The organism is Streptomyces sp. NPDC006385, assembly GCF_040612485.1.
Classification (GTDB): Bacteria; Actinomycetota; Actinomycetes; order Streptomycetales; family Streptomycetaceae; genus Streptomyces.
Window position 1 is genome coordinate 30,091 of the sequence record NZ_JBEXQG010000040.1, and the last position, 20,394, is coordinate 50,484.

Annotated in this window: 27 protein-coding genes; 8 read left to right on the top strand and 19 right to left on the bottom strand. The window is 70.7% G+C overall.

Going from position 1 to position 20,394, the window contains the following annotated elements; translation table 11 throughout:
* The first annotated feature begins 30 nt into the window (after positions 1-30).
* The gene (locus tag ABZ078_RS27050; RefSeq protein ID WP_356579303.1) at positions 31-213 is read left to right on the top strand and encodes a hypothetical protein; all 183 of its coding nucleotides are present in this window, start codon (positions 31-33) and stop codon (positions 211-213) included.
* On the opposite strand, the gene ABZ078_RS27055 is transcribed toward ABZ078_RS27050, so the two are convergent.
* Together ABZ078_RS27055 and ABZ078_RS27060 are read right to left on the bottom strand one after the other, a co-directional pair.
* Positions 204-923: an HAD family hydrolase gene (locus ABZ078_RS27055; protein WP_356579305.1), complete on the bottom strand. Its 720-nt coding sequence runs from the start codon at positions 921-923 to the stop codon at positions 204-206. The two genes, ABZ078_RS27050 and ABZ078_RS27055, sit on opposite strands and share 10 nt — an antisense overlap.
* 29 nt (positions 924-952) lie before the next feature.
* Positions 953-1,831 (bottom strand): winged helix-turn-helix domain-containing protein, encoded by an 879-nt coding sequence (locus ABZ078_RS27060; protein WP_356579308.1) that lies wholly within the window; start codon positions 1,829-1,831, stop codon positions 953-955.
* Between the two features lie 153 nt (positions 1,832-1,984).
* On the opposite strand from ABZ078_RS27060, the gene ABZ078_RS27065 reads away from it, so the two are divergent.
* On the top strand, positions 1,985-2,173 hold the full coding sequence (locus ABZ078_RS27065) for a hypothetical protein (RefSeq protein WP_356579310.1): 189 nt from the start codon (positions 1,985-1,987) through the stop codon (positions 2,171-2,173).
* A gap of 54 nt (positions 2,174-2,227) precedes the next feature.
* Here the strand turns inward: ABZ078_RS27065 and ABZ078_RS27070 are convergent, their stop codons facing one another.
* The 3 genes from ABZ078_RS27070 to ABZ078_RS27080 all read right to left on the bottom strand — a co-directional run bounded on the left by ABZ078_RS27070 (position 2,228) and on the right by ABZ078_RS27080 (position 5,471).
* Positions 2,228-3,145: a GntR family transcriptional regulator gene (locus ABZ078_RS27070; protein WP_356579312.1), complete on the bottom strand. Its 918-nt coding sequence runs from the start codon at positions 3,143-3,145 to the stop codon at positions 2,228-2,230.
* 309 nt (positions 3,146-3,454) lie between these two features.
* Positions 3,455-4,714: a GNAT family N-acetyltransferase gene (locus ABZ078_RS27075; protein WP_356579314.1), complete on the bottom strand. Its 1,260-nt coding sequence runs from the start codon at positions 4,712-4,714 to the stop codon at positions 3,455-3,457.
* A gap of 133 nt (positions 4,715-4,847) precedes the next feature.
* Positions 4,848-5,471: an aerial mycelium formation protein gene (locus tag ABZ078_RS27080; protein ID WP_356579316.1), complete on the bottom strand. Its 624-nt coding sequence runs from the start codon at positions 5,469-5,471 to the stop codon at positions 4,848-4,850.
* 158 nt (positions 5,472-5,629) lie between these two features.
* Here ABZ078_RS27080 and dtd point away from each other — a divergent pair, with 158 nt between their 5' ends.
* Entirely contained in the window at positions 5,630-6,055 is a 426-nt protein-coding gene (gene dtd, locus ABZ078_RS27085) for a D-aminoacyl-tRNA deacylase (RefSeq protein WP_356579318.1), read from the top strand.
* 35 nt (positions 6,056-6,090) lie between these two features.
* On the opposite strand, the gene ABZ078_RS27090 is transcribed toward dtd, so the two are convergent.
* The 6 genes from ABZ078_RS27090 to ABZ078_RS27115 all read right to left on the bottom strand — a co-directional run bounded on the left by ABZ078_RS27090 (position 6,091) and on the right by ABZ078_RS27115 (position 10,958).
* Positions 6,091-7,056: a folate-binding protein gene (locus tag ABZ078_RS27090; RefSeq protein ID WP_356579320.1), complete on the bottom strand. Its 966-nt coding sequence runs from the start codon at positions 7,054-7,056 to the stop codon at positions 6,091-6,093.
* Between the two features lie 10 nt (positions 7,057-7,066).
* Entirely contained in the window at positions 7,067-7,504 is a 438-nt protein-coding gene (locus tag ABZ078_RS27095; RefSeq protein WP_356579322.1) for a transcriptional repressor, read from the bottom strand.
* Positions 7,505-7,536: 32 nt separating this feature from the next.
* Positions 7,537-8,112, bottom strand: coding sequence for an FABP family protein (locus ABZ078_RS27100; protein WP_356579324.1), 576 nt, complete (start codon positions 8,110-8,112; stop codon positions 7,537-7,539).
* A 241-nt stretch (positions 8,113-8,353) separates the two neighbouring features.
* A complete protein-coding gene (locus ABZ078_RS27105; RefSeq protein WP_356579401.1) occupies positions 8,354-9,148 on the bottom strand; it encodes a hypothetical protein in 795 nt (264 codons plus the stop codon).
* 221 nt (positions 9,149-9,369) lie between these two features.
* The gene (locus ABZ078_RS27110; protein ID WP_356579326.1) at positions 9,370-10,254 is read right to left on the bottom strand and encodes a hypothetical protein; all 885 of its coding nucleotides are present in this window, start codon (positions 10,252-10,254) and stop codon (positions 9,370-9,372) included.
* Positions 10,251-10,958: a hypothetical protein gene (locus ABZ078_RS27115; RefSeq protein ID WP_356579328.1), complete on the bottom strand. Its 708-nt coding sequence runs from the start codon at positions 10,956-10,958 to the stop codon at positions 10,251-10,253. Before ABZ078_RS27115 ends, ABZ078_RS27110 begins: the two co-directional genes overlap by 4 nt.
* 147 nt (positions 10,959-11,105) lie before the next feature.
* Between ABZ078_RS27115 and ABZ078_RS27120 the strand changes: the two genes are divergently transcribed.
* Positions 11,106-11,468: a DsrE family protein gene (locus ABZ078_RS27120; RefSeq protein WP_356579330.1), complete on the top strand. Its 363-nt coding sequence runs from the start codon at positions 11,106-11,108 to the stop codon at positions 11,466-11,468.
* A gap of 66 nt (positions 11,469-11,534) precedes the next feature.
* On the opposite strand, the gene ABZ078_RS27125 is transcribed toward ABZ078_RS27120, so the two are convergent.
* The 8 genes from ABZ078_RS27125 to ABZ078_RS27160 all read right to left on the bottom strand — a co-directional run bounded on the left by ABZ078_RS27125 (position 11,535) and on the right by ABZ078_RS27160 (position 16,913).
* Positions 11,535-11,792, bottom strand: coding sequence for a DUF3099 domain-containing protein (locus ABZ078_RS27125; protein ID WP_356579332.1), 258 nt, complete (start codon positions 11,790-11,792; stop codon positions 11,535-11,537).
* Between the two features lie 93 nt (positions 11,793-11,885).
* A complete protein-coding gene (locus ABZ078_RS27130; RefSeq protein ID WP_009189358.1) occupies positions 11,886-12,173 on the bottom strand; it encodes a DUF1416 domain-containing protein in 288 nt (95 codons plus the stop codon).
* A gap of 61 nt (positions 12,174-12,234) precedes the next feature.
* On the bottom strand, positions 12,235-13,080 hold the full coding sequence (locus ABZ078_RS27135) for a rhodanese-like domain-containing protein (RefSeq protein WP_019755962.1): 846 nt from the start codon (positions 13,078-13,080) through the stop codon (positions 12,235-12,237).
* A 145-nt stretch (positions 13,081-13,225) separates the two neighbouring features.
* On the bottom strand, positions 13,226-13,330 hold the full coding sequence (locus ABZ078_RS27140) for a putative leader peptide (RefSeq protein WP_356579335.1): 105 nt from the start codon (positions 13,328-13,330) through the stop codon (positions 13,226-13,228).
* A gap of 209 nt (positions 13,331-13,539) precedes the next feature.
* On the bottom strand, positions 13,540-14,277 hold the full coding sequence (locus ABZ078_RS27145; protein WP_356579337.1) for a DUF2993 domain-containing protein: 738 nt from the start codon (positions 14,275-14,277) through the stop codon (positions 13,540-13,542).
* Between the two features lie 158 nt (positions 14,278-14,435).
* Positions 14,436-15,743 (bottom strand): hypothetical protein, encoded by a 1,308-nt coding sequence (locus tag ABZ078_RS27150; protein WP_356579339.1) that lies wholly within the window; start codon positions 15,741-15,743, stop codon positions 14,436-14,438.
* A gap of 2 nt (positions 15,744-15,745) precedes the next feature.
* The gene (locus ABZ078_RS27155; protein ID WP_356579341.1) at positions 15,746-16,000 is read right to left on the bottom strand and encodes a MoaD/ThiS family protein; all 255 of its coding nucleotides are present in this window, start codon (positions 15,998-16,000) and stop codon (positions 15,746-15,748) included.
* 37 nt (positions 16,001-16,037) lie between these two features.
* Entirely contained in the window at positions 16,038-16,913 is an 876-nt protein-coding gene (locus tag ABZ078_RS27160) for an alpha/beta fold hydrolase (RefSeq protein WP_356579343.1), read from the bottom strand.
* 171 nt (positions 16,914-17,084) lie between these two features.
* On the opposite strand from ABZ078_RS27160, the gene ABZ078_RS27165 reads away from it, so the two are divergent.
* The 4 genes from ABZ078_RS27165 (at position 17,085) to ABZ078_RS27180 (ending at position 20,353) form a co-directional block, all read left to right on the top strand.
* Positions 17,085-17,864 carry a response regulator transcription factor gene (locus ABZ078_RS27165; protein ID WP_356579345.1) on the top strand — a complete coding sequence of 260 codons (780 nt, stop codon included), beginning with the start codon at positions 17,085-17,087 and terminating at the stop codon, positions 17,862-17,864.
* Positions 17,865-17,981: 117 nt separating this feature from the next.
* Positions 17,982-19,004, top strand: coding sequence for a LacI family DNA-binding transcriptional regulator (locus tag ABZ078_RS27170; protein ID WP_356579347.1), 1,023 nt, complete (start codon positions 17,982-17,984; stop codon positions 19,002-19,004).
* Between the two features lie 144 nt (positions 19,005-19,148).
* A complete protein-coding gene (locus ABZ078_RS27175) occupies positions 19,149-20,132 on the top strand; it encodes a trypsin-like peptidase domain-containing protein (RefSeq protein WP_356579349.1) in 984 nt (327 codons plus the stop codon).
* A gap of 32 nt (positions 20,133-20,164) precedes the next feature.
* Positions 20,165-20,353, top strand: coding sequence for a hypothetical protein (locus tag ABZ078_RS27180; RefSeq protein ID WP_356579351.1), 189 nt, complete (start codon positions 20,165-20,167; stop codon positions 20,351-20,353).
* The last annotated feature ends 41 nt before the right edge of the window (positions 20,354-20,394 follow it).

Sequence of the window (20,394 nt, forward strand, 5' to 3'; positions counted from 1 at the left end):
GTTGCAGGAAAGCGGAAGGTGGGTGGGGCTATGTTCCAGCTTCAGGTCGCCCGGGGACTCTTCGAACTCTTCCTGGGCATGGAGGCGGAGACGCGGCTCGGCGTCGTCGGTGTGGTGCTCCTCTTCGCGGTCGGGGTCGGCTTACGGGCGCGGCGGGCCGGCCTGGCGGTCGGGGCCGCCGTGGTGTTCGCGCTGCTGATGATTCAGGCCTGAGCCCGGACCAGGGTCAGTACCGACCCCAGCGACTCCACGACGACCGTGGCCCCCGCCGCCCGCAGCAGCTTCTCCTTGCGCGCGTTACGCGCGTAGCCCAGGAAGGGGACGCCGGCGCGGTTGGCGGCGGCGAGGTCCGAGGGCGTGTCGCCGATCATCAGGGCGGACGGGGGAGCGGCGCCCATGGCGCTCAGGGCCCGGTTGAGGCAGTGCGGGTCCGGTTTGAGCTGGTGGAGGTTCTGGGTGCGGCCGTAGAGGTGGGGGTGGAAGCAGGAGAGCAGCCCGCGGCTGTCCAGGTACCTGCGGACCACCCGGGGGGAGTTGTTGGTGGCGATGGCCAGCCGGGCTCCGACCGCCGTCCAGGTGCGTATCAGCGGGTCGGCGTACGCCGTGGGCATCGCGGAGGAGGTCGCCCGGAGCTCCTCCTGGGTGAGACGTTCCTCCAGCTCCGCCACCAGGTCGCTGCCCGGGTGCCGGCGGTCGACGGCGCGCAGGACGACATGCGGGTCCAGCGACTCCCGTTCGGCCTCCGTCAGCAGGCCGTGCAACCCCCGCCCCTCCAGCCACTCGACCAGGTCGGTGGCCACCCGCTCCGCCGAGTGCCCGGCGAACAGCCGGCAGATGGGCCCGTCGAAGTCCCAGAGCACGATGCGGGGGCGGGTGATCAGTTCCCGGAGCCGCTGCGTGTCGTTCTCGGTCTTGGCGGTCACCGGTTCAGTCTGCGTCGTATCAGAAGTCACTAGGAGAGTGTCAGGTCCGTGCTGATGGTTGCCCAGAGGGCGTCGAACCACTTCTGGGATTCCTCCACGAACGCGGCGTCGCGCTGTCCGGCCCGTCGTACGAAGGAGAAGAGGAGGGACTGGGAGCCGAGGGCGTCGTACATGTCCAGCGTCTGGCTCTCGTACTCCTCCTGGCGTTCGGTGAGGACGTAGTAGCCGATGAGCGCCTCGTCGCCGTTGAGCAGGTACAGCTTCATCGGCGGGGTGAACGGCAGCGCGCGGAAGGTGACATGGACGTCCACGCCGTGGGTGGAGCGGATGGCCAGGAGGTTGTGGCGCAGCACCTGGGCCTGCGCGTTGCGCATGGCCAGCCAGCGCTGGTGCACGGGGTCGTCGTCGCCCCGCCCCTCGACCAGCACCGGGAAGGCGAGATGGATGTCCCGGGACGGCAGCAGTATCCGGACGTCGATCGCCTGGGGGCGGATGGAGCCCTCGTGGATCAGCCGCAGCGGCTCGCCGAGGGCCAGCATCAGGGTCTCGGAGGTGTGGCACACGACGTCCACACGGACCTGCGGCGCGCCGAAGGCCTCCGTCAGACGCGGGGCCAGGCTGACCATCGTCGGCTGGGGGGCGCCCCGGGTGGGGGGCGGCAGGGCGATCCGCGGCGGGCTGCCCTTGCTGACGTTGGTGAGGAGGCCGTCCTCCTGGAGCGCGCGCAGGGCCTGGCGTACGGTGCCTCGCTCCACGCCGAACTCCTCGGCCAGCTCGGCCTGGGTGGGCAGGCGGTCACCGGCCTTGAGGTCTCCGACGCGGATCCGTTCCCGCAGGATGTCGGCGATCTCCTGGGGAGAGAGTCTCCTGCTGCCGTTCACTGCCACGTTCTCCTGAGTCACGACCAAACGCTACAACTCCTACCTAACCAAGGGGAGTTGTTCGCAGCTTGTTTCAAAGTAGGGGCCAAGTGGGGACTACTTAGTAAGAGTTGGCGCCAAGTTGGTTGAGTTGGTGGAAGTAATCCTTCCATCCCCAGGAGCCCGAAGGGGGAAACACCGATGCCCGTCCTCGCACTCCTCTCCGCTGTCTTCGTCGTCGGCGTCGAGCAGACCCTCCAATGGAAGTACGGAGCCACCGGCGTGATCGGCCTGCTGCTGCTCACCATAGGCATCAAGGCCAAGAGCCCGGCCGTCAGCTCGATCGGCGCCGTCGTCCTCGCGCTGTTGGTCTCGGGGCCCGCCCTATGAGCCATGCGCACCACAAGAGCAACAAAAGCACAGGTCAACCCCTGTGGGAGACGTTCAGCTCGTGAGCACAAGCTCCGAACTGATCGTCTCCCACAGCGCGTTGAACCACACGTGCGACTGCTCCACGAAGGTCGTGTCCCGCAGCCCCGCCCCCTGCTCGAAGGCGAACAGCGTCGACTGGATGCCCGGGGCGTCGTACATCTCCAGGTGCTGGTGGTCGATCTCCACCTCGCTGCGTGTCAGTGTGTAGTAGGCGAAAAGCGCCTCCGTGCTGTTGAGCAGGTACAGCTTCACCGGCGGCGTGAACGGCAGCGCGCGGAAGCTGACCCGCACGTCGATACCGTGCGTCGAGCGCAGCGCCAGCAGGTTGTGCCGGAGCACCTGTCCCTGGGCGTTGCGCTGGGCCAGCCAGCGCCGGCGCAGCCGTTCGTCGGCGTCGTCGGCCGAGGAGTCCACCGGCGTCGGGAAGGCGAGCGAGATGTCGCGGCTCGGCAGCAGGACGCGGACGTCGACCTTGGCCGGTTTCAGCTGTCCGGCGTGGATCTGGCGGAGCGGTTCGCCGATGGCGAGCGTGAGGGAGACCGAGGTCAGACACAGGGCGTCGATCTCGACGTGCGGGGCGGCGAAGGCGGCCGCGATACGCGGGGCGAGGGCCACCATGGTGGGCTGCGGTGGGGCTCCGGCGCCGGTCAGCGCCCTGCCGAGGTCGGGGGCGACGGTCGCCGGGGCCCCTTTGGACACGTTGGTGAGCAGATGCTCCGACTGAAGGATGCGCAGGGCCTGCCGTACGGCTCCGCGCTCGACGCCGAACTCGTCGGCCAGCTTGGCCTGGGTGGGCATGCGCTGGCCGGGCCGCAGTTCACCCGATGTGATCCGGGCGCGCAGCTCGTCGGCCACCTCCCGATGTGACTTCTGTGGCCGCTGTGACCTGTTCCGTCCAGTGACGGAGGCGTGTTTCGGCTCCACGACCAAACACTACAACTTCCCGCCATCTTTAGGCAGTTCCCGGGATGGTGGTTATGAGACGCGTCCAAGCGGTCATAACTACAGTGAAGTTGGTCGCCAACTTAAGCAACATGGTCAAACTTCCCGAGGGTTGGCCGCCAGAGGTTCGTCCGGTCGGGCTCCCTCCCGGAGGGGAGCCGGGAGCCCGACCGGTCAGCACAGCCACAACTTCACACCGACAACCGAACAGCGTGATCGCACAGCCACAACCGAACAACAACCACAACCGCACAGCTCGCTACGGATGAGTCCCCCGTCGTCGGCGGAGAGGAGACCTCAGAAGATGTCCGGGCACCAAGGCCGCCTGGACGTACGCAGCAGGGCGTCGGCCACCCGGGCGGCGCCCGCTCGCCCTTCCCGCACCCGCCCCAGCGCGGCAAGCCGCACGGCGGACTCGTCGCCCAGCCACAGCCGGGCCAAGTCCGCGACGTCGAGGGTGAGTTCGGCGGCAGCCGTCGTCGGCGCACAGGTGGCCCCGTCCGCGGACACCTCCAGCCGGTACCGCCCGCCCGTCAGCCCACCCTCGTCCACGACCTCCAGCACCAGCGCCCCCCGCCCCTCGTACGACCGCGCCTCCATGGCCCGTACGACATCCAGGATCCGCACCCACAACCAGTCCACCAGCGTCGTGACCCGGGCGGCGCGCGGATCGGGCAGGTAGAAGGGCAGCAGGTCGTCGGGGGCCCGCCAGCCGCTCTTGACCGTGGTGATCCAGTCGATCGAGCACAGGTAGTGCCACAGGGCGCGCTCGGCACCCGGGGTCGTGGCGATCAGCCCTTGGACGCTCGCCGTGTCCAGCGGCTGCTTGCCGTCGCTCCAGTGGTCGTCCGCCGTGTACGCCACCAGCCCCTCGACCTCGCCGCCCGCCGAGCGGTACACGGCGAAGTAGGGGTCGGTCCACGGGTCCCGGTCCAGGCGCAGCACGCCCGTCCTGACCTGCCACCAGCGCTCGTCCCGGTCCACGGCACCCGGCTGGGCGCCCCGCATCCGCTCGTGCAGCTCCGGGCCGATCTTGCGTACGTCGGCCCCGTCCACGATGTCGACACGGCCGCCGTCGTCGGGGCCGGCCCACCTGGGGTCGAGGCCGGTGCGCGGGACGTCGATCGTCCACTGGGCCGTCCAGGTGGCGGGCCCGAAGCCGTAGCGGCCGTAGATCGGGTACTCGGCGGAGATCAGGGTCGCGACGACGTCACCTCGGTCCTTCGCGGCCGCCAGGTCGTGGGTCATCATCCGGGTGAGCAGGCCGCGGCGGCGGTGGGTGGGGGTGACGGTGACGTTCGAGATGGCGTCGGCGGGGACGGTCGCGCCGCCGACCACGGTGAGCTCCTGCGGGAACGACCGGAAGGTGGCGACACAGCGTCCGGCGTCGAAGGCGCCGAGGGTACGGGCCGGGACGATGTAGGAGGCGCGGTCGGCGACCTCCTGCTCGGACACGTCGGGGGTGCGCAGGAAGCCGGTGTTCAGCGCCCGGGTCCAGTCGGGAATGTCGGCCTCGGTGATCGAGCGGACGTCGATACGGGGTGCGGGACGGCTCATGGGGCCACGGTAGGCGGACGGGCACGGGGGTGTCGCCGGGATTTCCCCCGTCCCCACCGTGCCCTGACTGCCCGCCGCGCCCTGGGCTCGGCGGGCGCCCGCCCGCCCGTCCACAGCCTGTGGACGGAGTCGGCTAGACGAGCAGGTCGTCCACCTGTGCCTCGCCGTCGCGGTACCGGCGCGTGATCTCCGCGCCGACGTCGTCAGCCGTCCGCTGCAGCCGCTGGCGGCGCCGCGACACCTGCTGCTCGTACCCCACGAGCCGCCCCATCGCGGTGTTCAGCTCGACATCCGTACGCGCCTGGAGGTCCGACAGCTCGACCTCGGCGAGCATCTCCGCCGCCAGCCGCCGGTACTCCTCGCTCTGCGGGGTGCCCAGCGTCACATGGCGGGCCGAGGAGCGGTGGCGGGCCGGGGCGTCGGTCAGGATCTCCGGGAGACGCTCCACGACGGACGCCGCGCCCGCCGGGGAGCGCCGTGCCAGCTCCGCCCGCAGGATGTCGATCCGCCCCTGCAACAGCCGCCGTACGTAACTCAGGTCCGCCTCGTCCCGCTGGGCGTCCCTGCGCAGCGTGCGCAGCTCCGCCAGGCTGAGCTCGGTCAGGTCGTGCTCGGGCGGCTCCACCGGCAGCCGCGGATCCGCGCCCGGGCCCGGATCGTCGGCGGTGCGTTGGGTGGGCGGCCGGAGACCGGCCGACTGGATCGCGTGGTTCAACACGACAGCCCCAGGGGGCTGCCCGGTACTCGGTGTGCTCATGTGCCTCTACCGTCCCCTCGACCGGCGTGTGGAAGCATGGTGCCATCCCAAGTGGCCGCTATGTGACCGAGTGCCCACGAACAGCCCCAGATGGTGGCTTAAGGATCAAAAAAGAGGCCCCTTACGAGGCACTTCCCCGCCCACGGCATGATGGCGGCATGCGAGCTGTGGTGCAGAGAGTGGACGGCGCGAGTGTCGTCGTGGACGGCGAGACGGTCGGGGAGATCACCGGCGAGGGGCTGTGCGTGCTCGTCGGGGTCACACACGAGGACACCAAGGAGAAGGCGGCCCAACTCGCCCGCAAGCTCTGGTCGATCCGCATGCTGCACGACGAGAAGTCGTGCAGCGACATCGACGCCCCGCTCCTCGTCATCAGCCAGTTCACCCTCTACGGCGACGCCCGCAAGGGCCGCCGCCCCACCTGGAACGCCGCCGCCCCCGGCGATGTCGCCGAGCCGCTCGTGGACGAGGTCGTCGCCCAGCTCCGGGCGCTGGGCGCGACGGTGGCGACGGGCCGGTTCGGCGCCAGTATGCGGGTGTCCTTGACGAATGACGGTCCGTTCACGGTGCTGATCGAGGTCTGATCACCGCCGGTCACTCCGCTCGTCGGTGCCGGCCGTCAGGGCTCGACCACGACCTCCTGCGCCGCCGCCGTCTCCCCCGCCACCAGCCGCGCGTCCACCGGCACGTTCCGCTTGACCAGCGCGAGGGCGACCGGGCCGAGCTCGTGGTGGCGTACGGACGTCGTGACGAAGCCGATCCGGCGCCCGTCGGGCCCCTCGTCCGCGAGCCGGATCTCGGTGCCGTGGGCCGGCAGATGGACCTCGCTGCCGTCCAGGTGCAGGAAGACCAGCCGACGCGGCGGCTTGCCGAGGTTCTGCACCCGGGCCACCGTCTCCTGCCCGCGGTAGCACCCCTTCTGGAGATGCACCGCGGTGTCGATCCAGCCCAGCTCGTGCGGGATGGTGCGGTGGTCGGTCTCGAAGCCGAGGCGCGGGCGGTGGTTCTCCACGCGCAGCGCCTCGTGCGCCAGGATCCCGACCGCCGGGCCCGTCCTCGCGGCGTACGACTCCAGGTCCGCGCGCGGGAGGAAGAGATCACGGCCGTACGCCGTCTCGCGTACGACGACGCCCTCGGGCACCTCGGCGATGGACCCGGCGGGCAGGTGGACGACCGCGAAGTCGGTGGTCCGGTCGGCGACGTCGACCCGGTAGAAGAACTTCATCGACTCCAGGTACGCGATCAGCGCGTCCTGCGTGCCGGGCTCGACATGGGCCCAGACCGTGGCGCCGTCGTCCACCAGGTACAGCGCGTGCTCGATGTGGCCATGGGCGGAGAGGATCAGCGCCTCGGTGGCCTCGCCCGCGGGAAGCTCGGTGACGTGCTGGGTGAGCAGGAGATGCAGCCAGCTCAGCCGGTCCTCGCCGGAGACGGTGACGACCCCGCGGTGCGAGAGGTCGACGAAACCGGTGCCGTCGGCGAGGGCGCGCTGCTCGCGGAACAGATCGCCGTAGTGGGCGGCGACGCCTTCGTCCACGCCCTCGGCGGGCACGGCGCCGGGCAAGGTCAGCAGGGGGCTTTTCATACGACTAAGCCTACGACTCGGTAGTTGAACTCTTCAGCGCACATTCCTGGCACCGGCCGAAGATCGCGAAGTGTTTCATGTCGGTGTCGAACCCGAAGGTCTCGCGCAGCTTGGCCGTGAACTCGGCGGCCACCGACAGATCGGCCTCGATCACGTCCGAGCAGTCCCGGCACACGAGGTGGATGTGATGGTGCCGGTCCGCCAGGTGATACGTCGGCGCGCCGTGCCCGAGGTGGGCGTGGCTGACGAGCCCGAGTTCCTCCAGGAGCTCCAGGGTCCGGTACACGGTGGAAATGTTGACCCCCGACGCCGTCTTCCTCACTTCCACGAGGATGTCGTCGGGGGTCGCGTGCTCAAGGGTGTCCACGGCTTCGAGCACGAGTTGCCGCTGCGGCGTCAGCCGATAGCCGCGCTGCCTGAGGTCGCTCTTCCAGTCGGTGCTCACCACACCGGAAAGTCTAGAGCCACTCGAACGGCTGCCTACTTGAAGAAGGCGATCCCGTCGTCCGGAAGGTCGTCCGGAAGGGCCTTGGCCCAGCGCTCGACCTCCTCCGGGGTGACGACCTTCTTCAGGTGCGCCGACATGTAGGGGCGCAGCTCGACCTCGGGGGTCTGCTTCTCGCCGACCCACATCAGGTCGCTCTTGACGTAGCCGTACAGCCGCTTGCCACCGGTGTAGGGGCCGGAGGCGGCCGTCCGGGCCACCGCGTCCGTCACCAGGTCGATCTGCGGCTTCTTGTCGGCGAGCTCGCCGTACCAGACCTCGACGACGCCGTCGTTGCGGACCATCGTCACCTCGACCTTGCGCTCGGCGTCGATGCGCCAGAAGCCGTGCTCCGACTCCAGCGCCCTGACCTTGTTGCCGTCGTTGTCGAGCACCCAGGTGTGGGACTGGTACTCCAGGAAGTCCCGGCCATCGTGTGTGAAGGTGACCTCCTGACCGAAGTTGCACTTCTCCGAGTCGGGGAAGTCGTGCACGCCCGCGCCCGCCCAGTTGCCGAGCAGGAAGGCGAGGGGGACGAGGTCCTTGTGGAGGTCGGACGGGATCTCGATCATGAGCAGCTCAGAAGTCTCGTACGTCGGTGATGGCGGTCAGCGCTGGCCCTGGTACAGCTTCTTCACGGTCAGCCCGGCGAAGGCGATCACGCCGACGCAGACCAGGACCAGCAGGGCTTCGAAGAAGATCTCCACGGGGTGCTCCTCGATTGAGCGGAGGTGTTGCGGTACATACACAGGGCCGGCCCCCAGCTTACGCGGCCGGGGACCGGCCCTCCGTGTGAGGTACGCCCTCGCGGGGTCAGCCGAGCAGCTGGCTCTGCAACGTCACCGTCTGCTGGAAGGGCACGGCCTTCGCGGTGCCCTTGCGCGACTGGACGACCACGGCGAGGACGTCGCCGGCGGACACGTACGCCTGCCGGACCTGCTCGGTGCCGTACGGCTTGGACTCGTCGTAGGCGAGGCGCGGGAACTTTCCGGGCCAGGGGACCTCGGCGAAGCCGTTGTCCAGGACCGAGGCGTCGGTACCGCGCAGCTTGTACGCCGGTCCGCTGTACGGGGCGAGGTCGGTGACCAGATCGTCCACGACGGCGGCGGTGTCGAAGCGGAGCAGGTAGACGCGGGTGTGCGTGCCGTCCTGGGTGGTCCAGCCGCGGGCGGCGATGTGGCGCAGCCCGCTGTCGACGAGCTTCTGCCGGAGCTCCTCGCGCTCGTCCTTCTCGGCGTACTCCGCCAGGAAGTCCTTGGTGGGCAGCCAGCCGTCCTCGCCGCGCAGCGCCGCGTCCTCCTCGGCCCCCTCGGGCGCGGGCAGCACGAGGGCGCGCAGGTCGGCGTGGTGGGTCTCGGCCTTGTTGTCCGCGGCGAAGGGCCCCGGGCTGCCGGACGGCAACGGCGGCTTGCGCAGCGTCGGATACTCCCACCGCCCGTCCGACCCGGTCGCCAGCCCCGGCACATCGGTCCGCTCCATCCCTGCGATCCCGTACGCCGTCCCGGCCCCGACCGCCGCGAACACGACGACGGCAGCGGTCCACCGAAGCACGGCGCGCAGGACGCGACGGTCCTTCTTGACGGGGGGTGGGGGGAGGAGCGGGGGCATACCGGGGAGGGGCGGGGGCGCGTGCGGGGGCGCCGGGTGTGCGTGCGGGTGGGCCGCGTGCGGGTCGGCCGGGTCGGCTGTCCGCGGCGGGGCGGTCAAGTCGACCGCCTGCGGCTCAGCGGTCGCGAGCTGCGGGGCGGGGACGGACGGCGCGGGGGTGACCGGGGACGTGAGGTCCGGCGCGGGGGTCCCCGGCTCGGTGTTCTGTCGCTGGTGCTCGGTCATACCGCCTCCCCCGGCTCGGCGATGCGGTCGAGCTGGGTGCTCAGGAGCATCGCGACGCCCTTGCTGTCGAGTGGCCTGACGCCGTCCGCCGTGGCGGTGACCAGGACGTCTCCCACGTAGGCGGAGCAGAACATGCTGTCGATGTCCTCCGCGGCCTCCTTGGGTGTCAGGAAGCACTTGGCGTTCTTGTGGCCCTTGACCTTCGGGCCCTCGCGGAAGATGTCCAGGGCGTCGAAGAACTCGGTCTGGAACGTCGCCATGTCCCGCACGGCCGCGCGGTTCTCCATCTGGCTGAGCACGATGCTCACCGAGTAGATGTCGGCGACGAGATCCTGGTGGAGCCCGCTGCCGTACGCGCTGAAGTAGCTGCGCATCGCCATGCCCTTGAGGCGCAGCCGGTTCGACTGCTTCTCCAGTTGCCGCCGCTGCGAGCGCGGCAGATCGCGCAGCGACTCCTTGTTCAGGGCCGTCGCCTCGGCGCCGGTGAGCTGCGTGTCCGAGCCGAACTCGCCGAGGTCCGGCCCTCGCACCCAGCCGTCGGTGCCGTACGGCACCAGCATCCCGGCCAGCCCCGAGGCGCTGGGCGCCTTCTCGTCGCCGGCCTTGTCCGCCGGGAACTTCCACACCGGCGCTCCCGCGTCCCGGTCGGCGTCCCGCACGGTGACGACGGTGTGGCCGACTCCGGCGACGAGGGCCCCCACCAGCAGGACGGCCCCGGCGACGGCGGCGACACGGCCCCGGCGCAGGCGCAGGCGCTTCTTGGCGGGCGCGGGCGGGGCCGGCGGGGCCGCCGAGGGCGCACCATCCGGCACAGGCTGCGCCGCGGGTGCGGGTTCGACCGCCCGCGCCGTGCCGACCGGCTCCGTCTGGTTCTCACTCACAGCCGCTCCATCTGCCGCTCGGCCAAGCTCATGATCGTCTTCTTGGTGATCGGCTTCGTGTCGTAGGCGAAGACCTGCATCGCGATGTCACCGCGCCACGCGAACGCCTCCGCCGAGTACAGCGGCAGATAGCCGGGCTCGGATTCGGGGTCGGCGTAGACGTAGGCCATGCCGTCCTCGGTGCCGGGAACGACCCAGCTGTCGACGTCCTCGGTCTCCGCCCAGTACTGGGAGTCGTCGGTGCTGTCGGCGGCCGCGGTGGACTCCTCCTGCCGGAACTGGACCAGCCGGATCTCCACCGTCTGGTCGCCGTCCTCCCAGCCGACGACGGCCGCGCGCCGGAACTCCTCGCTGATCAGCTCGCCGAAGACAGCGCCCGGCTCCTCGAAAGTGCCCGCGTAGTCGGCCAGGTCCATCCAGCCGTCGGCACCGCTCAGCCACTCGGCGCTCTTTGCCCCGCGCGGCTTCTTCAGCAGCAGCTTGCGCAGGTCACCGTCGGTCCTCACCCGCCGGTCCCGCGCGGCCGACAGCGGCTCGGGCGCCTCGCCCTCGGCCTGCGTCAGCTTCGGCTGCGAGAGCGAGGGCAGCTTGGTGGGCTCGCGGTCGGCCTGGACCAGGTAACCGGCGCAGGTCCCGGCCACGAGCCCGAGCACGGCGGCACCGGCGATCAGCAGCGCGGTACGCCCACGGCGTCGCGGCCGCACGACCGGCGCGTCAGCCGCCCCTGGTATCTCTTCGGATCCTTCCAAAACGTCCCCCCACAGAACGTGAAGCCTGTATTCCGTATGCGTGCGCACAGGAGACCCCCGGCCCGCACCCGGGGTTGTAGGGGAGTTGATTACGATTCGGCCATGGCGAAGAAGCTCGTGATCAAGGTGACGGCCGGGGCCGACGCCCCCGAACGCTGCTCGCAGGCCTTCACGGTGGCGGCGGTGGCCGTGGCCAGCGGCGTGGACGTGTCCCTGTGGCTGACCGGCGAGAGCGCCTGGTTCGCGCTGCCGGGCCGTGCCGCGGAGTTCGAGTTGCCGCACGCCGCCCCACTGCCCGACCTGCTCGACTCGCTCCTGGCCGGCGGCCGCGTCACCCTGTGCACCCAGTGCGCGGCCCGCCGGGACATCACGGAGAAGGACGTCATCGAGGGCGTACGGATCGCCGGGGCGCAGGTCTTCGTGCAGGAGGCTCTCGGGGACGAGACGCAGGCACTGGTCTACTGACCGGTCGGCGTCCGCGTCCGGTTCCCGACGGTGGACACCCTCGCGGTCGGCATGTCCGCCTTGGTGCTACCGGCGCTTCTTGCCGTCCAGCTCGTTCCACCACTCGTCGGACTGCGGGTCACCGGACGGGTCGTCCCACCACCGGTCCTCCGGCCCCCGCCGGTTGGCGATCATCGCGGCCACGGGCGGGATGACCATGGCGACCACGCACATGCCCACGGCCACCGGCACCGACCACAGGCGTACGACGCCCCAGGCGAGGACGAAAAGCGTGAGGCACGTCCCCATCATGGCGAAGTAGATGTGACGCCGGCGTGCGTACATGTCTCCAGGGTAGGTCTGTGCACGCCAAAAGGGCCGCACCCCAGGCGTCCAACCCATGGGGTGCGGCCCCTCGGCCGTCACATGCGCTTGCGATCAGACCGCGATCGCGACCTCCGCCAGGCCGCCCTTCTGGGCGACGACCGTGCGGTCGGCGGTGCCGCCGGGGACCAGGGCGCGTACGGTCCAGGTGCCCTCGGCCGCGTAGAAGCGGAACTGGCCCGTGGCGGAGGTGGGGACCTCCGCGGTGAACTCGCCGGTCGAGTCGAGGAGACGGACGTAGCCCGTCACCGGCTCGCCGTCGCGGGTCACCTGGCCCTGGATGGTGGTCTCACCGGGCTTGATCGTCGAGGCGTCGGGGCCGCCGGCCTTCGCTCCACACATGTCTTTCTCCAGAAGGGGTCTGACCGGAAAGGAAGGCCGGTCGGGGTTTGCGGGTGTCTGCTTACTTGTTGGCGCCGAGCTCGATCGGAACGCCGACGAGAGAGCCGTACTCGGTCCAGGAGCCGTCGTAGTTCTTGACGTTCTCCACGCCGAGCAGCTCGTGCAGGACGAACCAGGTCAGCGCGGAGCGCTCACCGATGCGGCAGTAGGCGATGGTGTCCTTGGCCAGGTCGACCTGCTCCTCGGCGTAGAGCTCCTTGAGCTCGTCGTCCGACTTGAAGGTGCCGTCGTCGTTGGCGTTCTTCGACCACGGGATGTTGCGGGCGCTCGGGACGTGGCCCGGGCGCTGGGACTGCTCCTGCGGCAGGTGGGCCGGGGCGAGCAGCTTGCCGGAGAACTCGTCGGGCGAACGGACGTCGACCAGGTTCTGCGAGCCGATGGCGGCCACGACGTCGTCGCGGAAGGCACGGATCGACGTGTCCTGCGGCTTGGCCTTGTAGTCGGTCTTCGGGCGCTCCGGCACCTCGTCGCCGGCGACCAGCTCGCGGGCGTCGAGCTCCCACTTCTTGCGGCCACCGTCGAGGAGCTTGACGTTCTCGTGGCCGTAGAGCTTGAAGTACCAGTAGGCGTAGGACGCGAACCAGTTGTTGTTGCCGCCGTAGAGGATCACCAGCGTGTCGTTGGCGATGCCCTTCTCCGACAGCAGCTTCTCGAAGCCTGCCTGGTCGACGAAGTCACGGCGGACCGGGTCCTGCAGGTCCTTGGTCCAGTCGATGCGGATCGCGTTCTTGATGTGGTTCTTCTCGTAGGCGGACGTGTCCTCGTCCACCTCCACGATCGCGATGTTCTCGTCGTCGAGGTGCTCCTGCAGCCAGTCGGCGTCGACCAGGACGTCGCTACGGCTCATGCTCTTTCTCCTCCGGGGCAGTTGCGGCGGGGCGTACGAGTAGGCGGGGTGCGGTTTCCTCCGGCGATCGGGCCGGGGTGCGCGCACGGGTGCCCTGAGGCAGGGCGGCGGGGATGCGGGCGCCGGCTCGGCCGGACGCGTCCGCTCAGAAGGTGCGACAGAGCATGGCGGCAACGCGGCACAGGTCCACTGCCCGCCGCTTCGTGAGATCCGCCTGTCGCTTCATGGCCTCGATCGTAGGGACGGACATGCGCGCGTGTCACCGGTGTGTCGCATACTGAGACGCGATCGTCCGGGATGTGGGAAGGGATCAGCATCCGAGCTGGTGCGACACGACCCCCGGGCCGATGTATCGACCGTCACATCTACGGTACGGACGGCATCGTCTCGCCAGTCGGACACCCCGGAGCCCGGCGCCCGGCTTCCGGCGCCCGGCTTCCGGCCCGGCCGGTCCCCGTACTACCCGGCGAGGCGGACGTTCGAACCCTGCACCGTGATCTCGACGCCGTTCTTCGCGGCCTGGACCTTGTCGAGCCGGATGCCGCCGGGGAGGCCGTCGATCTTCTGCTCGAAGTCGGTGATGGCGCGGACCCGGGCCTCGGCGATGGCGGCGCCGCCGAAGTTGGGCAGCGTGTCGGCGTGCACCTTCACGGTGTCGCCCTGGGCGGTGACCGAGCTGAGGACATGGACCGGGTTCGGCAGCTTGTTGCCGAGCACGGTGGCCTCGACGGCGACCTTGATCTTGCCGTTGCCGCCGTCGGAGAGCCCGACGACCTGGGCGGTGACGCCGGGGGCGACCTCGGTGGGCTCGGACTTGGCGGTCCTCAGCAGCTCGGCGTAGGTGATGGACGCGGTGCCGGTGGCGGTGGCCGCGGTGGCGGAGCTGTAGTCGCCGGAGAACTCGACGCCCTTCATGTTCGCCGTGAGGTCGTCGATCCGGATCGTCTTGCCGTCGGCGCCGGCGGTGGCCTCGTAGCCCTTGATGCCGACCTCGACGTCGTCCAGCGTGCCGCTCGCGACCTGGGTCAGGAAGGGGAAGCCCTTGATGGACACGTCGGGGGCGGCGGCCAGGTTCTCGTTGGCCTGGAGCTTGCCGGCCGCCTCGTCCTCGGCGAACCCGACGGCGAGCCGGTCGGCCAGCACGAAGAGGCCGCCGAGTATCACGACGAAGATCAGCAGTATCCGCAGGGCGCGCATGGTGTGGTGTTCCCCCCACCTCGGAGGTCATCAAGGACGACGGTCACTGACGACCGGGTGGCCGTCCAGCGCGAGGGTAACCCTGGGGCAAGGGGGGACCGGCATATTGTCGATCATCTGTGACAGGGACGACCACGGCCGACGCCGGCCCGGGTTCCTCAGACCAGCGCCCGCCCCAGCAGGTACACCGCCGGAGCCGCGGCCGCCAGCGGCAGGGCGACGCCCGCCGTGAAGTGGACGAACCGGGACGGGTAGTCGTAGCTCGCCACCCGGTGCCCGATCAGGGCGCACGCCGCGGCCCCCGCACCGAGCAGCGCACCGCTCGCCCCCACGCCCGTCATCGCGCCCCCGGCGACCCCCGCCCCCGCCGCCGCGAGCAACGCGACCACGACGGAAGCCGGCGTCGGCAGCGGCAGCGCACGTGCCAGGACGGCGACCGCGACCGCCGACGCGCCCACCGTGACCGCGTCCGCCTCCGCCGCGAGGTACCCGGCCGCGACGATCGACAGCGCCGCCGAGGCGACCGTCGCCATCAGGCCGTACATCCGCTCGTCCGGGTCGGCGTGCGACCGCAGCTGGAGCACCAGGGCGAGCAGGACCCAGACGCCCAGCGTGCCGAGGATCGCCGCCGGGGCACCGTCGGCCACCAGCAGCGCCACATCCGCCGTCAGCGCGCCCGCGAAGGCCAGCGCGATGCCCTGCCGGGCGGGCCACATGCCGTTCAGCCGGAACCAGCCCGCCGCCGTCACCGCCTGAAGGACGACGAGCGGCAGGAGAAGGGCGTACCACCCGAGCGCCGCCGTCGCCGCGAGCAGCAGTCCCAGCAGCGCCGTGAGCGCGGCCGGCTGCATCCCCGGCTCGATGATCGGGGAACGGCCCTCCAGCCGGGCCCGCTGGGCGTCCGTGACACGGGCGTCGCCGGCGAGGGTCGCGGGCCCGTAGCCGGTGCCGTCACCCGGCTCCGCCTCCGGCTCGGACCGGGGGCCCCGCGCCTGCTGCGTCTGGCTCAGCGGCTGCGCGGGGGGCTGGAACCCGGCCTGGGCGTGCGGCTGTCGGGCCTGGTCCCGGGCATGCGAGCGAGCGTGCGACGGTCGGGCCTGCGGCTGTGCCTGGGCATGCGGCCGCTGGGCGTGGGGCTGTCGGGCCTGCGGCTGTGCCGCGCTGTCCCAGCCCGCCGCCTGGTACCCCGACGCCGGACCTCCCTGTCCCGCCTCCCCGTACCCGTACGCCCCCGCCCCTTGGGGCGGCGGGTACGACGTCTCCGCCGCCGGGACCGGTGTGACCGGCGGCTGCACCTGCGTCTCCCAGGTCTGCCCCTGCCACTGCTGCGTGTGCTGCTGGGCGGCCTGCGGATCGTCGTACGCCTGCTGCCCGGGCCACGCCTGCGGCGCGGGCTGCTGAGCGGGCTGCTGGTACGGGTTGTACCCGTCGTACCCCTCGTACCCCTGATACGGCTGGTCGGTCATCGTCACCCTCCTGCGAACGGCGGGAGCACCTCGACCGTGCCGCCGTCGGCCAGCCGTACCGTCTCATGTGCGCGGGTGCCCACGGGGTCACCGTCGACGAGGAACGAGCATCGCCGCAGGACGCGCGCGAGTTCCCCGGGGTGTCGCGCGCGGGCGGCGTCGAGCGCCTCGGCGAGCGTGGCCGCGTCGAACGGCTCCTCGGCGATCCCGGCCGCGGCCTTCGCGGCGGCCCAGTAGCGCACCGTGACCTTTGGCATCAGGTTCCTCAATCGATCGGCGGTGTACCCCGTCAGGCTAGCCGCCCTGCGCGACGGCCCAGTCCCCGATCCGGTCGAGCAACTCGTCGCCGGCCGCGTGCTCGGCGTGCCCCATGCCCGGCTCCAGCCAGAGCTCCCCCCGGTCACCGGCCGCCGCGGCCAGCATCCGGGGGTGGTCGAGGGGAAAGTAGCCGTCCCGGTCGCCGTGCACGATCAGCAGCGGGGCGGGCGCGATGTGCGGCACCGCCTCGACCGGCGACATCGGCACGGGGTTCCACTCACGGTGGTGGATCCGGGTACGGAATCCATAGCGGCCCACCAGGCGCCCCTCGGGCCGGGTCACCAGCCAGTGCAGACGGCGCATGTAGGGCGTGCCCCGGTAGTACCAGCGCGCCGGCGCACTCACCGACACCACCGCGTCCGTGTGCGCCCCCGCTTGCCCCTCCTCGCGCCCCGATCCGTCCGGCCGGTACAGCGCCGCGTGCCGCAGCACCACCGAGCCGCCCATGGAGAAGCCGACGGTCGCCACGCGCGCGTGCCCGAGTCCGCGGGCCCAGCGCACCGCGGCCGCCAGGTCCAGCACCTCGCGGTCGCCGACGGTGGAGCGCCCGCCGGAGGCCCCATGGCCCCGGAAGGAGAAGGTCACGACGGCGCCGTGCCGGGTGAGGGCCCGCGCCACCCGTCGCACGTGCGGCCGGTCCACATCGCCCGTGAAACCGTGCGCGACGACGAACACCAGGTCATCGGCGGGTGGACGCGAGGAGTCGTATACAACCGCACCCGGGTCGTATACGGAATCGATCGTCACGCCGTCGTCGGTGTGCAGAAACGTCCGCATAGGTGTACGTCTGGATGTCTCAGAGTTCGGACGAACCGTCGATCGTGCCACATGACCTGCCGGACCGTTGCTCATGTGGGCTATTCTGCTGGGCAGAGGACTCGGGCAGCGTAGCCCCCGGGTCCTTTTGTGCTTTCGGAAGCGTTGTATACGACGCGGGAAACCGCAGGTGTACGGAGCCTTCGGGATCGCAGAGCAGTTCCGTACCGCACACGTCCTCGCAGGGACCGAGGAGGAACCAGACGTATGAGTTCTCTGCTGCTCCTGACCAATGCCCTCCAGCCGTCGACGGAGGTGCTCCCGGCTCTCGGCCTGCTGCTGCACAACGTGCGCGTGGCTCCGGCGGAAGGCCCCGCACTCGTCGACACCCCCGGCGCCGACGTCATCCTGATCGACGGACGCCGTGACCTCCCGCAGGTCCGCAGCCTGTGCCAGCTCCTGCGCTCCACCGGCCCCGGCTGCCCCCTCGTCCTGGTCGTCACCGAGGGCGGCCTCGCCGCCGTCACCGCCGACTGGGGCATCGACGACGTCCTCCTCGACACCGCCGGCCCGGCCGAGGTGGAGGCCCGCCTCCGCCTCGCCATGGGCCGGCAGCAGATCGTCAACGACGACTCCCCCATGGAGATCCGCAACGGCGACCTGTCGGTCGACGAGGCGACCTACTCGGCGAAGCTCAAGGGCCGGGTCCTCGACCTCACCTTCAAGGAGTTCGAGCTCCTGAAGTACCTCGCCCAGCACCCGGGCCGCGTCTTCACGCGCGCGCAGCTCCTCCAGGAGGTCTGGGGCTACGACTACTTCGGTGGCACCCGGACCGTCGACGTGCACGTACGGCGGCTGCGCGCCAAGCTCGGCCCCGAGCACGAGTCGCTCATCGGGACCGTCCGGAACGTCGGTTATCGATTCGTTACGCCCGAGAAGGTCGATCGCGCCGCCGAGGAGGCCAAGGCCAAGTCAGGCCGTTCAAAGTCGGACGATGCGGACGAGACGGCCGCCCTTGACGCCACCGAGGTCCGCGCCGACGCGTAGCGAACGCTCCGGCAGGGCGTCGTCGGCGTTGCCTTCGCACAGCGGTGCGGCAGCCGGGCGCGAGGGAAGCTCCTTCACGCCCTGCCCAGAGCGGGTCCATCCGCGTAGACTCCGCGCGTGGCCAAGGTGACTCGCGATGACGTCGCGCGACTGGCAGGGACTTCCACTGCCGTCGTCAGCTATGTCATCAACAACGGACCCAGGCCGGTTGCCCCGGCAACGCGCGAGCGTGTTCTCGCCGCGATCAAGGAGCTGGGCTACCGTCCCGACCGGGTGGCCCAGGCGATGGCCTCGCGGCGCACGGATCTCATAGGCCTGATCGTCCCGGACGCGCGCCAGCCCTTCTTCGGGGAGATGGCCCACGCGGTCGAATGGGCCGCGGCCGAGCGCGGCAAGATGGTCCTCGTCGGCAACTCCGACTACGTGGGCGAGCGCGAGGTCCACTATCTGCGGGCGTTCCTCGGCATGCGCGTCTCGGGGCTGATCCTCGTCTCGCACGCCCTGAACGACCTGGCCGCCGCCGAGATCGAGGCCTGGGACGCCCGGGTCGTCCTGCTGCACGAGCGGCCGGAGGCCATCGACGACGTCGCCGTCGTCACCGACGACCTGGGCGGCGCCCAGCTCGCCGTACGCCACCTGCTGGAGCACGGCTACGAGTACGTCGCCTGTATGGGCGGCACCGCGGAGACCCCGGCGGTCGGCGACCCGGTCTCCGACCACGTCGAGGGCTGGCGGCGCGCGATGGCGGAGGCCGGGATCTCCACCGAGGGGCGGCTGTTCGAGGCGCCGTACAACCGCTACGACGCGTATCGCATAGCGCTGGACATCTTCTCCGGGCCGAACCGGCCGCCCGCGATCTTCTGCTCCACCGACGACCAGGCCATCGGCGTGCTGCGCGCGGCGCGCGAGCTGCGGATCGATGTGCCGGGGCAGTTGGCCGTCGCCGGGTTCGACGACATCAAGGAGGCGGCGCTGGCGGATCCGCCGCTGACGACGATCGCGTCGGACCGGTCGGCGATGGCTCGGGCCGCTGTCGATCTGGTCCTCGACGACGGGCTGCGGGTCGCGGGATCGCGGCGGGAGCGGTTGAAGGTGTTTCCGTCGCGGCTTGTCGTGCGACGGTCGTGTGGGTGCGGCTGAGAGACGAGGGCGGCTTCTGTGAGCGTTCTCTGAGAGCGACCGGCTCGCTGCGAGGACCGTGTTTACAACGGGCCTACGGCCTTCTGCCGGGCTTCTCAGTCAGCACTCAGGAAGCTCTCATGGTCGGGCGACAAGCTCATTCCCATGAACGAGAGCTTCCGCCGCAGCGGCGACTACGACAACCCGTATCAGGGCGCCCAGCAGCACGCCTCTTCTCCCGTGAACCCGGAGTGGCCGCCCCCGCCGGCGTACCGGCCGAAGGCACGGCACCGTAACCGCGGCCCCGTCGCCCTCATCGCCGCCGTGGCGATCGTCGCCGCGGCGATCGGCGGCGGCACGGCGTACGGCATCCAGGAGCTGACCGGCAACGACACCGTCGCCGCCGTCGGCTCCGCCCACGCCAACGTCGTCCCCGCCAGCCAGAAGGGCACCGTCGCGGGGGTCGCGAAGGCGGTCAGCCCGAGCATCGTCGAGATCAACGCGGCCTCGAACGCCGGGTCCTCCACCGGCTCGGGCGTGATCATCACCAGTGACGGCGAGATCGTCACCAACAACCACGTCGTCTCCGGCGCCTCGCAGATCAAGGTGACGACCAGCGACGGAAAGTCGTACACCGCCGAGGTCGTCGGCACCGACAGCAAGAAGGACCTCGCGCTGATCAAGCTGGAGAACGCCTCCGGCCTCAAGGCGGCGGCCCTCGGCGACTCCAGCGGTGTGCAGGTCGGCGACCAGGTCGTGGCGATCGGCTCCCCCGAGGGCCTGACCGGCACCGTCACCAGCGGCATCGTCTCGGCCCTCGACCGCGACGTGACCGTCTCGACGGACGAGGGTCAGCAGCAGCCGGACGGCGGCTGGCCGTTCGAGTTCGGCGGCCGGCAGTTCAACGGCGACACCGGCTCGGACACGACGACGTACAAGGCCCTCCAGACCGACGCCTCCCTGAACCCCGGCAACTCCGGCGGCGCGCTGATCGACATGAACGGCACCATCATCGGCATCAACTCCGCCATGTACTCGGCGGCGGGCGCGAGCTCCGCCGACGCGGGCAGCGTCGGCCTCGGCTTCGCCATCCCGATCAACACCGTCAAGGCCGACCTGGCGAAGCTGCGGTCGGGATCGCAGACCTGAGCGCACAGCGCCCCGAACCGAAGGAGTACGTCATGATCCAGCAGGTCGAGCACACCGCCGGCGGCGCCGGCGCGTCCGACGTCGCCCTGGCCCTGGAGATCGCCGGCGCCCTGCACGCGCCTACGGCCGCGTCCCGTGCGCCGGAGGTGGTGACCGCCCGCCGCGGGACCGGTCGCCGGACCGGTGCGGCCCGCGGCCGCCGCCGTACCGTACGAGGCTGAGAAGGCCGCGAAACATGCGACGCTGAAGGCGTTCAGGCGTC

What these genes read in the sequence shown, in the direction of transcription:
- ABZ078_RS27050 (WP_356579303.1), top strand. Translation starts at nt 31, where the DNA reads ATGTTCCAGCTTCAGGTCGCCCGGGGACTCTTCGAACTCTTCCTGGGC.
- ABZ078_RS27065 (WP_356579310.1), top strand. Translation starts at nt 1,985, where the DNA reads ATGCCCGTCCTCGCACTCCTCTCCGCTGTCTTCGTCGTCGGCGTCGAG.
- ABZ078_RS27075 (WP_356579314.1), bottom strand. Translation starts at nt 4,714, where the DNA reads ATGAGCCGTCCCGCACCCCGTATCGACGTCCGCTCGATCACCGAGGCC.
- ABZ078_RS27080 (WP_356579316.1), bottom strand. Translation starts at nt 5,471, where the DNA reads ATGAGCACACCGAGTACCGGGCAGCCCCCTGGGGCTGTCGTGTTGAAC.
- dtd (WP_356579318.1), top strand. Translation starts at nt 5,630, where the DNA reads ATGCGAGCTGTGGTGCAGAGAGTGGACGGCGCGAGTGTCGTCGTGGAC.
- ABZ078_RS27090 (WP_356579320.1), bottom strand. Translation starts at nt 7,056, where the DNA reads ATGAAAAGCCCCCTGCTGACCTTGCCCGGCGCCGTGCCCGCCGAGGGC.
- ABZ078_RS27100 (WP_356579324.1), bottom strand. Translation starts at nt 8,112, where the DNA reads ATGATCGAGATCCCGTCCGACCTCCACAAGGACCTCGTCCCCCTCGCC.
- ABZ078_RS27105 (WP_356579401.1), bottom strand. Translation starts at nt 9,148, where the DNA reads ATGCCCCCGCTCCTCCCCCCACCCCCCGTCAAGAAGGACCGTCGCGTC.
- ABZ078_RS27120 (WP_356579330.1), top strand. Translation starts at nt 11,106, where the DNA reads ATGGCGAAGAAGCTCGTGATCAAGGTGACGGCCGGGGCCGACGCCCCC.
- ABZ078_RS27125 (WP_356579332.1), bottom strand. Translation starts at nt 11,792, where the DNA reads ATGTACGCACGCCGGCGTCACATCTACTTCGCCATGATGGGGACGTGC.
- ABZ078_RS27130 (WP_009189358.1), bottom strand. Translation starts at nt 12,173, where the DNA reads ATGTGTGGAGCGAAGGCCGGCGGCCCCGACGCCTCGACGATCAAGCCC.
- ABZ078_RS27135 (WP_019755962.1), bottom strand. Translation starts at nt 13,080, where the DNA reads ATGAGCCGTAGCGACGTCCTGGTCGACGCCGACTGGCTGCAGGAGCAC.
- ABZ078_RS27140 (WP_356579335.1), bottom strand. Translation starts at nt 13,330, where the DNA reads ATGTCCGTCCCTACGATCGAGGCCATGAAGCGACAGGCGGATCTCACG.
- ABZ078_RS27145 (WP_356579337.1), bottom strand. Translation starts at nt 14,277, where the DNA reads ATGCGCGCCCTGCGGATACTGCTGATCTTCGTCGTGATACTCGGCGGC.
- ABZ078_RS27150 (WP_356579339.1), bottom strand. Translation starts at nt 15,743, where the DNA reads ATGACCGACCAGCCGTATCAGGGGTACGAGGGGTACGACGGGTACAAC.
- ABZ078_RS27155 (WP_356579341.1), bottom strand. Translation starts at nt 16,000, where the DNA reads ATGCCAAAGGTCACGGTGCGCTACTGGGCCGCCGCGAAGGCCGCGGCC.
- ABZ078_RS27160 (WP_356579343.1), bottom strand. Translation starts at nt 16,913, where the DNA reads ATGAGCAACGGTCCGGCAGGTCATGTGGCACGATCGACGGTTCGTCCG.
- ABZ078_RS27165 (WP_356579345.1), top strand. Translation starts at nt 17,085, where the DNA reads ATGAGTTCTCTGCTGCTCCTGACCAATGCCCTCCAGCCGTCGACGGAG.
- ABZ078_RS27175 (WP_356579349.1), top strand. Translation starts at nt 19,149, where the DNA reads ATGAACGAGAGCTTCCGCCGCAGCGGCGACTACGACAACCCGTATCAG.
- ABZ078_RS27180 (WP_356579351.1), top strand. Translation starts at nt 20,165, where the DNA reads ATGATCCAGCAGGTCGAGCACACCGCCGGCGGCGCCGGCGCGTCCGAC.